The organism is Prevotella amnii DSM 23384 = JCM 14753 (genome assembly GCF_000378745.1).
Lineage (GTDB): Bacteria > Bacteroidota > Bacteroidia > Bacteroidales > Bacteroidaceae > Prevotella > Prevotella amnii.
Genome location: NZ_KB905269.1, coordinates 24,691 through 36,804 on the forward strand (window position 1 = coordinate 24,691; position 12,114 = coordinate 36,804).

The window sequence follows — 12,114 nt, forward strand, 5'->3', positions numbered from 1 at the left end:
TATGAAAAGGTTTTTTGTTCTTTTTATTGTTTTAGGTATGTTTTTCTCTATAGCTTCTGCACAGCTTAATGAGGCACAGCTAAAGCGTCAAATAAATGCATTGGCTTTGAAAATGAAGTCGATGCAATGTGATTTTGTGCAGACAAAGTATATCAAGATGCTCAATTATAATATGGTATCACGAGGTAAGATGTTTTATCAACAGGGTAATAAGCTTCGTTGGGAATATACATCTCCTTATACTTATGCTTTTGTTCTTAATGGGCAAAAGGTGCTTATAAGCAGGGGTAAGCGCAGTGATGTTATTAATATTAATCAGAGCAAGATGTTTAAGGAGATAGCTCGTATTATGATGAATAGTGTGGTAGGTAAATGTTTGACGGACACAAAGGACTTTAAGTCGAGCATAACCGATGCTTCTACAGAATATATAGCTACCCTTTATCCACAGCAAAAGCAGATGAGGCAAATGTTTCAAAAGATAGTTTTACGCTTTAACAAGCATAGTTCTATGGTTTCTACAGTGGAGCTTGTAGAAAAGAAAGGCGATAAGACTGTTATAGTGCTAAAGAATGTCAAGACTAATGTTCCTATATATGCAAAGGTTTTTAGTATCAATTAGTATTTGCATACTAAGTTTTCTGGTATTACCTTTGCATGGTCAGTCGTTATTTCCTGACAGTATAGGCTCAAGGGTAAGGTATGATGCTACTATAGAAATGCAGAAAGGCTATGCAAGTGGCATCTGTGTCTTGGTGCATGATGTAAGTGGTGTTAAGGGTTGCTTGTTTAATGAGTTTGGCATTTCTGTTATTAGCTTCACTTATTTACCCGACCTTGATAAAGTAAAGATAGATAGTGTTATTAAGATGTTTGATAAGTGGTATATAAAGAGAGTATTGCGTACCGATTTGCTTTGCCTGATGAAGAATTTGCAGCAGGGTGTTTCTTGTTATCGTAATGAGAGATATAAGATAGATTATAAATTTTCATTATTAAAAGATGCAGCTGAAGAATAATCTATATACTATAGTTGAAAAGTCAATAACCGAGCCTCCATGCAGCTTTACAATAGCTTTAAACAAGGCTCACATCATCTATCAGGCTCATTTCCCGGGCGAACCTATTACTCCCGGTGTATGTATTGTACAGATAGGTAAGGAGCTTTTAGAAGAATACTTAGAAGATTATTTCTCTATAAAGTTAGCATTAGAGATAGTAAAGGTAAAGAACGTAAAGTTTATTTCTATTATTTCGCCTATAGATGCGCCAAGGGTAGAATATAAAATAAAGAAGTTAGACGTCTTAGAAGACTTTCTTAGGGTTAAGGCACAAATAGAGGTAAGTGCTTCGGGTGAGTTAAAGTGTAAGATGTCTTTAGAGTTGATAAAGCAATGTTGAAAGAAGAAGTAAAAAGGCAGCTTACCCTAAGAGGCATTTGTGTTGTTATACCTACTTATAATAATGAAAGAAGTGTTCTAAAGGTGGTGTTGGAAACATTGTCTTATTGTGATAATGTTATTGTTGTTAATGATGGAAGCACAGATAGCACAACGTCTCTTTTGAAGGAGATAGATAATATCACGTTGTTATCATATTCTAAAAACAGGGGTAAGGGCTATGCTCTAAAGGTAGGGTTTATGAAGGCTTTAGAAATGGGCTTTGCCTATGCTATCACTCTTGATGCTGATGGGCAACATTATCCTAAAGATATAGAGCTTTTCTTAGAGGCTAACAAGAAGACACCCGGTGCTTTGATAATAGGAAATCGCAATTTAGAGGGGGTAGATCGCTCTAAGGGTAGCAGCTTTGCTAATAAGTTTTCTAATTTTTGGTTTTGTGTTCAGACAGGTAAGTTTTTAAGTGATACGCAGACGGGTTATCGCTTATACCCACTACGCAAGCTATATGGGCTATCATTGCTCACCTCTCGTTATGAAGCAGAGTTAGAGCTTTTGGTTTTTGCAGCATGGCATGGCGTAGAGCTGGTGTCAATACCTGTTAATGTATATTATCCTCCTCGTCAAGAGCGTGTTAGCCATTTTAGAGCTGGGACTGACTTTGCGAGGATTTCAGTTTTAAACACTATACTTTGTTTTTTAGCCGTAGTGTATGGTTTGCCTTTACGCTTATGGCGTCTTTTAATGGTTTTTATAAGAACAGCATACTCCTTGTTGTTTTTTGTTTTTTTCTCTCTTATTATCTTTACTCCGTTCACATGGTTATATATTAAGTTAGGTAAGATGACCGAAAAGAAGAGTTTTCGTTTACATCAGCTTATCTATTATGCTTCACGCTTTGTTATTATGCGTCATGGTGTTCCTGGAGCAAAGTTTTATAGTAAGTTTTTAGCAAATGTAAGTTTCGATAAGCCACGTATCATAATATGTAATCATCAGTCGCATCTCGACTTAATGTGTCAGCTTATATTTACACCAAAGATAATCTTTCTCACCAATGAGTGGGTATGGAACAATCCTTTCTATGGCTTTATGATACGTAAGGCAGAATATTTACCCGTTAAGGAGGGTATTGACTCTTTAGTATGTAAGCTCAAACCGCTTGTAGCCAGGGGTTATAGCATAGCAATATATCCTGAAGGTACTCGTTCTATGGATTGTAAGATAGGCAGGTTTCACCAAGGAGCTTTTTACATAGCGCAAGAGTTAGGATTAGATATTTTACCTATGTATCTTTATGGTACAGGTAAGGTGCTTCCTAAAAAGACTTATCACTTACGCAAGGGCTTGTTATATATAGAGGTAGATAAGCCTTTCTCGCAGGCAGAATTGCAGCAGATGGGCAATTGTCAGCAGCAAGCCTCTGCCATGCGTAAGCATTATAAGGAAAGGTATGAGGAGATATCTAACAGGTGTGAGCAAATGATATAAATAATTATGTTAAGGGCAGATAAGAAGAAGGTCGTTATTATAGGAAGTGGATTAGGAGGGTTGTCCACAGGAGTTATCTTAGCTAAAAACGGTTATGATGTTACTGTGTTAGAACAAGGCACGCAGGTAGGAGGGTGTTTGCAATGCTTTTATCGTGGTGGTGATAAGTTTGAAACAGGTATGCACTTCATAGGTAGTGCCTCTGAAGGGCAAACGTTAAGAAAGCTGCTTACTTTTCTGGAGATAGATAAGGATATTACCCTTTCACCATTAGATACTAAAGGTTATGATGTGGTGTCTTTAGGGGGTAAGCGGTATAGGTTTGCAAATGGTAAGGAGGCTTTTATTAAGCAAATGACTAAATATTTTCCACATCAGCACGACAACTTAGTGAGATATTATGATCTGGTAGAAAAGATAGCCTCTGCATCGTCTTTACACTCTTTGAAATATGCCGAAACGGACGCTTCTGTTAATACGGAGTATCAGCTGCGCTCTATAAATGAGGTTATCGACAATATTATCACAGACCCTTTACTATCTAAAGTTCTTGTAGGCAACTTGCCTCTTTATGCTGCCGAAAAAGACAAAACGCCCTTTTCTACTCATGCTTTTATTATGGACTTTTATAATCAGAGTGCTTACAGAGTGAAAGGAGGGAGCGATACCATTGCAGCAGCGTTAGTAAGAGTCATAGAGAGCTATGCCGGTAAGGTTATAACCCGTAAGAAAGCCACTAAGATTATATGCGACGACACACATGCCACCTTCGTTGAGGTGAATGGTAAAGACCTTTTGCCTTGCGATTATGTTATCTCTGACGCTCACCCCATGCGCACTTTAGAGCTACTTAACACCAAGCTCATACGTCCTGCCTTTCGTAAGCGCATTAACGAGATACCACAAACGGTTGGGGGCTTTTCTGTTTACTTGAGTTTTAAGAAAAACACCGTGCCTTATATTAATTATAATTATTATGGTTATCAGACAGATACGCCTTGGGATTGTGAGAAATATACCTCTGAAACATGGCCTAAAGGCTTTCTTTATATGCACTTTTGCCCAAATGATCTAACAGGCTTTGCCTCTACGGGAGTAATCTTGTCGTATATGCAGATGAAAGATGTAGAGCAGTGGGCAGACACTTCAGTGGGGCATAGGGGTAAAGACTATGAGGAGTTTAAGAAGGAAAAAGCCGAAAAACTTATATCTGTTTTAGAACAGCATTTCCCTAATATAAGTGATAATATCAGCAGATATTATACGTCCACTCCTCTTACCTATCGTTATTATACAGGCACAGAGGGAGGATCTATGTATGGCAACGCTAAGGATATTAATATGGCAGCAGCTTGCAGGGTGCCACAAAGAACAAGGATACCGAATGTTTTTCTTACAGGGCAGAACATTAACTCTCATGGTATGTTAGGGGTTTTGGTAGGAGCTATAGTAACGTGCAGCGAGCTTCTTACAGCAAAAACAATATATAAACAGATACAGGAGGCTAACAAATGAAAACAGTAGTTATTATAGGTGGAGGATTAGGCGGACTTGTTTCAGGTGCTATACTTGCAAAGGAAGGCTTTAAGGTAGTAGTGCTTGAGAAAAATTCTACTATAGGTGGTGGGTTACAAACTTTCAGTAGGTTTGGCGAAAGGTTCGACACAGGTATGCACGTTATAGGAGGAATGCAGGAAGGTGGTAATATTTACCGTCTTTGTAAGTATTTAGGTATTATAGACAAGGTGCTTTTAAGGCGTGTTGATGCCGAATGTGCGGATAGTCTTTATTTTGCAGAAGACAAAAAGCGTTATAATATCAAAGAGGGTAAAGAGGGTTTTATAAACTCTTTAGCATATTATTTTCCTAAAGAAAGGGAAAATATAGCAGCATACGTTAAAGCGATATATGATATTAGTGATAATGTAGACTTGTTTCATCTTCGTCCTTCTAAAGACAGCTTGTTTAAAAGATATCCCGACGACTTTCTCCTTTCGGCAGATGCCTTTGTGGCAAAGTATATTAATAACCCTAAGCTGCGTAGCATAGTAGCTTATATGAATCCGCTTTATGGTGGTAGGGGCGATGAAACTCCTTCGTTTATACATGCTATTATCAGTACGCTATATATAAACGGTGCAAGCAGGTTTGTGGGGGGAAGCAGTAAGTTTGCCGATTTGTTAGTTTCCATTATAGAAAGCTCTGGCGGAGAGGTGATAGTAGGCGATAAAGTGGAATGGATAGAGGTAAACGATCATCATATAGATTTTGTAAAGACCTCTAAGGGTAGAGAGTATCATGGGCAGTATTATATATCAGATGTTCATCCATGCACTCTTCTTGAGCTTATGCCCCAGAAAGCATTTCCTAAGGCTTACAGAGACAGGCTTAGGTCTATACCAAATTCTTATTCTGCTTTTTCGGTATATATTAAGTTTAAGCCTAATACCTTTCCTTATATTAACCATTCGGAATATTATATGACGCGATACGCTGACGTGTGGCACTTTGGTGAGCCTCATAGCTTTTGGCCATTAGGGTTTTTGTTTATGACTCCACCCGAAGAGCAGCAGTCTAAGTATGCTAATAAGGCATTAGTTACGGCACCTATGCTTTTTCAGGAGGTAGCTAAGTGGGAAAACACTGTTGTGGGTCATCGTGGTAAAGACTATGAGCAGTGGAAGGAGCAAAAGACACAGCAGATATTAAGAAAGGTAGAAGAGTTGCACCCTGGCTTTATGTCTTGCATAGAAAAGGTAAACGCCTCTTCGCCTCTTACCATTCGCGACTTTTATGGTGTTAAAGATGGGGCTTTGAGCGGTTATAGTAAGGACTATAAAAATATAACTCTCTCACAAGTGCCAGTGTTTACTAAGGTGGACAACCTTTTGCTTACAGGGCAAAATAATAATCTTCATGGCTTTTGTGGTGTCTCTCTAACGGCTATTAATACCGCAGAAGCTATCTTGGGAAAAGACTATATATTAAATAAGATTAATAATGAAGAGGCTAATGAATAGGCGATTATATGTGCTAAGCATAATGTTGTTGGTCTTATTGCCCTTTACAAAAGCTAAAAAAGAGGAGCTAAGGGTAAACGTATGGCAAGGCACCAACGTAAGAAAAGCAGTAGAGATGACGCCTTATCTTGCTGCTGGGCATGATAACATATCTGTTGTGGTGTGTCCGGGAGGTAGCTACTTCTGGCACGATCTCAAGGCAGAGGGTGAAGCAGTGGGTAAGTGGTTACAGCGAAACGGCATTTCAGCCTTTGTCCTAAGGTATCGTACAGCAGGCTTTTGGGCATATCTTACCCGTTTTCGTTATCTTTTTCGTGGCTATAGGTACCCTGATGCTTTCAACGATCTACACCAAGCTCTTACCTATATACGCGAAAAGTCTAACGCATATAATATTAATCCACACCGTATAGGTGTTATGGGCTTTTCAGCTGGTGGACATCTGGTGATGTTAGCAGGCGAACTCCTTTCACCTAAAGAACGCCCTTTCTTTATAGCTTCTATATACCCAGTGGTTACTATGGAGAAAAAGTGTGTGCATAAACGTTCACGCAGGGCATTGTTAGGCGATGATATGAAGAATAATATTTCTTTAAGACACTCTCTGTCAACAGAAAATCATGTACCAAAAGATTGCCCGCCTGTGTTTTTAGTTAATTGTAAAGACGACCCTATAGTGGACTTTCATAACGCTGTGCTGCTCGATTCTGCTCTAAGCGTTAATAACATACCTCACAAGTACATACAATATCATACTGGGGGGCATGGCTTTGGAGCTGCCGAACATAAGGGAACTGTAGAAAGCAGAAGGTGGAAAGGTGAGTTTCTCTCATGGTTAAACGGGTTAATAAAGAAAAATATAACGAGGTAACAGGTTTTTTAAAAGGGTAAAAGAAAAGGAACAATGACTAACTTTGTATTAAAGATATACGCCTATATGAAGATGCACCGCATGATGTGCCTCTTCTCTTTCTTAGGCTTAACCTTGCTATTGGTGCTATCTATGCTGCGTCTTAACTATAAGGAAGACATAGCCGACTTCCTCCCCATAGACAGCACTCACCATAACGCCTTAAAGGTATATCAGGACATATCTGGAGCTAACAGGATCTTTGCTGTCTTTCAGTATAAAGACACCACTCATACCGATCCCGATGCTATGGTAAGCACTATAGATGCCTTTACCAAAGAAATAGCAAAAGCCGATACGGCTAAGGTTATAAGAAACGTGATGTCGCAGGTAGATATGCAGAAGATGACGGATATAACATCTTTCGTTTACGATAACATACCTTATTTCCTCACGAAGGCAGATTATATAAGAATGGATAGCCTGCTATCACAGCAAGGGTATGCTAAGAGAGAGTTGCAGCGAGATAAGCAGATGCTTATGTTTCCCGTAGGAGGAATATTAGCAGATAACATACAGCGCGACCCTCTTAACCTTTTCTTACCTATACTGAAAAGGCTGCAACCATCTGAGGCAGACCTACAGTATGAGCTATACGATGGTCATATCTTTTCGCCCGATATGCAGAAAGCTTTTGTTATGATCTCTTCGCCGTATGGCGCAAGCGAGACCGAAAACAACGCCTCACTAATAGATATGCTTAACCTTTGCGCTACTAAGGTGGCAGGCAAAAACATCGATGTACACATCATAGGCGGCCCTGTTATAGCCGTTACTAATGCTAAGCAGATAAAGACGGACAGTATCTTGTCTGTAGCAATATCTGTAATACTGATATTAGCTTTGCTGCTTTTCTCTTTCCGCAATGTGCGTAACCTCTTCTTAATAGCTCTTTCCATAGCGTGGGGGTGGCTCTTCGCTATGGGGCTTATGGCTCTTTTACACGATAGGGTGTCTGTTATCGTCATAGGCATATCGTCTGTTATCTTAGGTATTGCTGTCAACTATCCGCTACACTTCATAGCTCACCTCTCACATACGCCTAACCATCGTAAGGCTTTGCGCGAAATAGTAGTGCCGCTCTTGGTAGGTAATGTTACCACGGTGGGAGCTTTCTTGGCATTAGTACCATTGCAGTCGGTAGCTTTAAGAGACTTGGGCTTGTTTAGCTCTTTGCTCCTTGTAGGCACTATCTTCTTTGTCTTGATATATCTTCCGCACATCTCAAAGGCTACTATGGGCAGAAAGCATACTTTTTTAGACAAACTTGGCAACATATCCTTAGAGAATAAGCCTGCCTTTATTATCGTAGTGCTTATACTTACTGTGGTGTTTGGATATTTTAGCTTTAAGACAAAGTTTGATGCCAACATCGCACATATCAACTATATGACAAGAGCTCAAAAGGCAGACATGGCTTACTTTCAGCGCATGATGACCCATGGCAGCGGTCTTCAGAAGGTATATGCCATCTCTACCGATACTACCATAGACGCTGCTTTAGATAAAAACCTTCGTTTGCAGCCATATCTCAGGCGTTTGAAAGATAAAGGCTATATACATGAATATTCCTCTTGTAGCCGCTTCTTACCCTCTAAGAAAGAGCAGGCTCATAGGTTAAGCCTTTGGCGGGAGTTTCTCTCTCGACATAAGGCGGACATAAAGACATCTTTACACCGTAGTACCCTCTCGGAAGGCTTTGCTCCTAACAGCTTTGATAGCTTTTATGCCTTGTTAGAAAGGGAATACCCTGTGCGTGAAGTGGCTTACTTTGATAAGCTTATAAAGCAGATTTTTTCTTCTAACATCAGCATAGACCATGCCAAGAAGCAGTATAACGTTATAAGCCTTTTATCGGTAAAGGAGCATAATGTGAAGCCCGTAGAGGCTTATCTTAAGAAGAATGGTAGCAACAGCTTTGATGTTGTGGGTATGAACAGTGCCATAGCCAGTTACCTTTCTAACGATTTCAATTATATAGGCTTTGCATGCGGCTTTATAGTGTTTTTGTTTTTATGGTTGTCTATGGGCAGCATAGAGCTTGCTTTGCTCTCGTTTGTGCCAATGGCTGTTAGCTGGGTATGGATATTAGGCTTTATGGGGCTTATGGGAATGCAGTTTAACATTGTTAATATTATCCTTGCTACTTTTATCTTTGGTCAGGGCGACGACTATACCATCTTTATGACCGAGGGTGCTGTCTACGAGTATGCTTACCGCCGCAAGATGTTATCCTCTTATAAACAGTCCATTATCATCTCGGCATTGATAATGTTTATAGGTATGGGTACGCTTATAGTGGCTCGCCACCCTGCTCTACATTCTTTAGCAGAGGTTACTATAACGGGTATGTTTTCTGTGGTCTTGATGGCTTATATCTTTCCACCGCTCATCTTTAAGTTTTTAGTTAGTAACGCAAGCGGTTATAGAAGGCGTCCGGTGTCTATGAAGCCTTTGCTAAGAATGGGGCTTGCTGTAGTGGTATTCTTCTTTGAGATAATAACAGTATATGTAAGAGGCTTTTTTGTTTTTTGCTTTTTAAGGCATACAGAGGGTAGGGAGCAGAGCTTTAGAAGGTATGTGCATAGGCTTTACCGTTATAGCTTGGCACATATACCGAGTGTAAGATATAGGGTAGACAACCCTTTTAAAGAGAGCTTTGAGGCTCCTGTAATGGTTATTAGCAATCATCAGTCTATGTTAGATGCTGCCGTGTTTATGGCTTTAAGCCCTAAGCTGGTGCTTATTTCTAATAACGCTCCAAGCAGCTCATGGGTGGTAAGGCGCATATATCGCTGGCTGGGATATGTTACTCTTAGTAGCGATATGCAGGCTAACATAGCCCTTTTAAAAGAGCGTGTGCGGCAGGGTTATAGCCTTGTGGTGTTTCCCGAGGGCAGGCGTAACCCGCTTTCGTCTATACTACGGTTTCATAAAGGAGCGTTCTACATAGCCCAAGAGCTAAGTTTAGACATTGTACCCGTACTGCTCCATGGGCTTAACGAGGTGCTGCCACGAGGTAGCTTTATGGTATATGCAGGCCACATAGATGTAAGTATAGGCAAGAGAATATCACAAAACGATGCCACATGGGGTACAGACTATGTTAGCCGTACTAAAGCCATACATGCATACTATGTTAAGCAGTATGCTAAGATAGTCTCTTTGAGGGAGACTGCCCGTTACTTTCATGGCTTGCTGCTCGACCGTTATCGTTATAAGGGCGTAGAGGTATATAAGTCGGTAAAAAAGAGCCTTAAACGCTTTGACGACTTTGATAAATGGGTATCGCCCACGCCCACACGTCATAATGATGTCGTTGTGGTAAATAAAGGCTATGGAGAGTTTGCCCTGTTATATGCTTTAGTACATAAAGATGTGCAGGTATATGTCCTCGAAGAGGATAATGAGCGGGCTGCTCTGATAAGTTATTGCGCTGAAGGCATAACGCATAACGTGAAAATAATATCTCACAGCTACCTTAAAGCCTTAGACGTTACGCGCTGTAAGGTCTTTGCCTTTGCCCCTGACGGCGAAAGGCTGTCTACGTTTAGCGATATTAATATCATTAGCCTGTAGCATATAACACGCAAACTAAGAGAAGACACATTAATATATAATAGAAACAACAATATTTTTTTAATAAATATAAAAATGAAAGAAGCTATAAGAACAAAACTTGAAGAGCTGTTGCCGCTCGTCGATTTCGATTCCGATTTCCTTTTCCAGGAGCTCGATTCGCTTGGTATAACAACCATACTGATGACCCTTTCTGATATGTATGGCGTAGAGTTCGACTACAGTGATGTTACTCCTAAAAACTTCCGAACCATAGATAGCCTTATTAGTATGGTTAAAGAAAAGATAAGATTAAAATGAAAATAGAGGAAAAACTGCGCAGCAACGCCGAGAGAAATCGTGAAAGCATAGCCCTTAAGGCAGAGGGTTACACCGTTAGCTACTCACAGCTATATAACTATGTGTGTAGCAAGGCAAGGACTATGACATACTTTCCTGGCGAACTCGTACCCATAGAAGCAACACCTACGATAGAGTTTGTAGTAACTTACTTTGCCCTTCATCTCATAGATGCCGTTGCCGTACCTTTCGAGGCAGGGCTGCCTGAAAAGCGAAAAGAGGAAATAATAGCTATGTTTGCAGGTAAGAAAGCTCCCAAGGGGGTTGCCGATGTGCTATATACTACTGGCACTACGGGCAAGTCGAAGGCAGTAATGGTTAGCCATGATACTATCTTTGCTAATGCCGAAAACCTTGTTTTAGCACAGAAGTTTACAAGAGATGTTACCTTTATAGTAAGCGGACCTCTCAGCCATATAGGTAGCCTCTCTAAGCTATACCCCACTATCTTTGTAGGAGGTACTATACATCTTGTAGGGGGAATGAAAAACCTCACTGCCTTTTATGACGCCATTGACGACGCTCCCTCTAAGGTAGCTACATTCTTAGTGCCTACTAACATACGTATGCTGCTAACATTATCTAAAGAGAAGTTAGCCTCTTATGCCGATAAGATAGACTTTATAGAGACAGGTGCTGCCCCAATGGCGCAAACGGACATGGAGGCTCTTTGCAAAATCTTACCCCACACACGGCTTTATAACACTTATGCTTCTACCGAAACAGGTATAATAGCCACTTACGATTATAATGAGGGTGAGTGCTTGGCAGGGTGTTTGGGTGTGCCAATGAAACACTCTTCGTTTGCTATAACCCCCGAAGGTAGGGTTTGTTGCAAAGGTAAAACCCTCATGATGGGATATTTTGGCGACCCTGACCTTACTAAAACTATCTTAAACGGCAACACTATCGTTACTAACGACATGGGATATATAGACAGCAAGGGGCGGTTGCGCTTGCAGGGTAGGGGCGATGATGTTATTAATATAGGTGGTTTTAAGATAGACCCCACAGAGGTGGAAGCCACTGCTATGCAGTATGGCGGCGTTAGCGACTGTGTATGTATCTCGGTAAAGCATGCTTTCACCACTAACGCCTTAAAACTTATAATAGTGCGGGGTGAGGGCTATGAGCAAAAAGAGCTTATCAAGTTTTTAAAGTCGAGGCTCGAAGCCTATAAAGTGCCGCTATTATATGAAGAGGCATCAAAGATACATCGCACCTTTAATGGCAAGATAGATAGGAAGCATTATAGATAGAAAGCATTAGCTTCCTTTTTATTTCCACTTTATAATATGTAACTAAAGCGTGGGGCTATACTAATAGTAATAAACCTATTGGCATAGCCCCACGCTTTTTTTTTTAGTGTTTATAA

At 40.3% G+C, this 12,114-nt stretch carries 10 protein-coding genes; all 10 read left to right on the plus strand.

Features of this window, described 5'->3' with window-relative positions:
* Position 1: 1 nt before the first annotated feature.
* The 10 genes from lolA2 (at position 2) to F596_RS0102615 (ending at position 11,998) form a co-directional block, all read left to right on the plus strand.
* Entirely contained in the window at positions 2-622 is a 621-nt protein-coding gene (lolA2, locus tag F596_RS0102570; RefSeq protein WP_024992600.1) for a flexirubin biosynthesis/transport protein LolA2, read from the plus strand.
* Positions 597-1,019, plus strand: coding sequence for a hypothetical protein (locus tag F596_RS0102575; protein WP_019035750.1), 423 nt, complete (start codon positions 597-599; stop codon positions 1,017-1,019). Before lolA2 ends, F596_RS0102575 begins: the two co-directional genes overlap by 26 nt.
* Positions 1,003-1,401: an ApeI family dehydratase gene (locus F596_RS0102580; RefSeq protein WP_019035751.1), complete on the plus strand. Its 399-nt coding sequence runs from the start codon at positions 1,003-1,005 to the stop codon at positions 1,399-1,401. Before F596_RS0102575 ends, F596_RS0102580 begins: the two co-directional genes overlap by 17 nt.
* Complete coding sequence (locus F596_RS0102585) at positions 1,395-2,891, plus strand: glycosyltransferase (protein WP_019035752.1); 1,497 nt, start codon at positions 1,395-1,397, stop codon at positions 2,889-2,891. Before F596_RS0102580 ends, F596_RS0102585 begins: the two co-directional genes overlap by 7 nt.
* Positions 2,892-2,897: 6 nt before the next feature.
* Complete coding sequence (locus F596_RS0102590) at positions 2,898-4,406, plus strand: phytoene desaturase family protein (protein ID WP_019035753.1); 1,509 nt, start codon at positions 2,898-2,900, stop codon at positions 4,404-4,406.
* Positions 4,403-5,911 carry a phytoene desaturase family protein gene (locus tag F596_RS0102595; protein ID WP_019035754.1) on the plus strand — a complete coding sequence of 503 codons (1,509 nt, stop codon included), beginning with the start codon at positions 4,403-4,405 and terminating at the stop codon, positions 5,909-5,911. Before F596_RS0102590 ends, F596_RS0102595 begins: the two co-directional genes overlap by 4 nt.
* Positions 5,904-6,782: an alpha/beta hydrolase gene (locus F596_RS0102600; protein ID WP_019035755.1), complete on the plus strand. Its 879-nt coding sequence runs from the start codon at positions 5,904-5,906 to the stop codon at positions 6,780-6,782. Before F596_RS0102595 ends, F596_RS0102600 begins: the two co-directional genes overlap by 8 nt.
* A gap of 33 nt (positions 6,783-6,815) precedes the next feature.
* Complete coding sequence (locus F596_RS0102605; RefSeq protein WP_024992601.1) at positions 6,816-10,400, plus strand: MMPL family transporter; 3,585 nt, start codon at positions 6,816-6,818, stop codon at positions 10,398-10,400.
* A gap of 75 nt (positions 10,401-10,475) precedes the next feature.
* On the plus strand, positions 10,476-10,700 hold the full coding sequence (locus F596_RS0102610; RefSeq protein ID WP_019035757.1) for a phosphopantetheine-binding protein: 225 nt from the start codon (positions 10,476-10,478) through the stop codon (positions 10,698-10,700).
* On the plus strand, positions 10,697-11,998 hold the full coding sequence (locus tag F596_RS0102615; RefSeq protein WP_019035758.1) for a class I adenylate-forming enzyme family protein: 1,302 nt from the start codon (positions 10,697-10,699) through the stop codon (positions 11,996-11,998). Before F596_RS0102610 ends, F596_RS0102615 begins: the two co-directional genes overlap by 4 nt.
* Positions 11,999-12,114: the final 116 nt, after the last annotated feature.

What these genes read in the sequence shown, in the direction of transcription:
- lolA2 (WP_024992600.1), top strand. Translation starts at nt 2, where the DNA reads ATGAAAAGGTTTTTTGTTCTTTTTATTGTTTTAGGTATGTTTTTCTCT.
- F596_RS0102575 (WP_019035750.1), top strand. Translation starts at nt 597, where the DNA reads ATGCAAAGGTTTTTAGTATCAATTAGTATTTGCATACTAAGTTTTCTG.
- F596_RS0102580 (WP_019035751.1), top strand. Translation starts at nt 1,003, where the DNA reads ATGCAGCTGAAGAATAATCTATATACTATAGTTGAAAAGTCAATAACC.
- F596_RS0102585 (WP_019035752.1), top strand. Translation starts at nt 1,395, where the DNA reads ATGTTGAAAGAAGAAGTAAAAAGGCAGCTTACCCTAAGAGGCATTTGT.
- F596_RS0102590 (WP_019035753.1), top strand. Translation starts at nt 2,898, where the DNA reads ATGTTAAGGGCAGATAAGAAGAAGGTCGTTATTATAGGAAGTGGATTA.
- F596_RS0102595 (WP_019035754.1), top strand. Translation starts at nt 4,403, where the DNA reads ATGAAAACAGTAGTTATTATAGGTGGAGGATTAGGCGGACTTGTTTCA.
- F596_RS0102600 (WP_019035755.1), top strand. Translation starts at nt 5,904, where the DNA reads ATGAATAGGCGATTATATGTGCTAAGCATAATGTTGTTGGTCTTATTG.
- F596_RS0102605 (WP_024992601.1), top strand. Translation starts at nt 6,816, where the DNA reads ATGACTAACTTTGTATTAAAGATATACGCCTATATGAAGATGCACCGC.
- F596_RS0102610 (WP_019035757.1), top strand. Translation starts at nt 10,476, where the DNA reads ATGAAAGAAGCTATAAGAACAAAACTTGAAGAGCTGTTGCCGCTCGTC.
- F596_RS0102615 (WP_019035758.1), top strand. Translation starts at nt 10,697, where the DNA reads ATGAAAATAGAGGAAAAACTGCGCAGCAACGCCGAGAGAAATCGTGAA.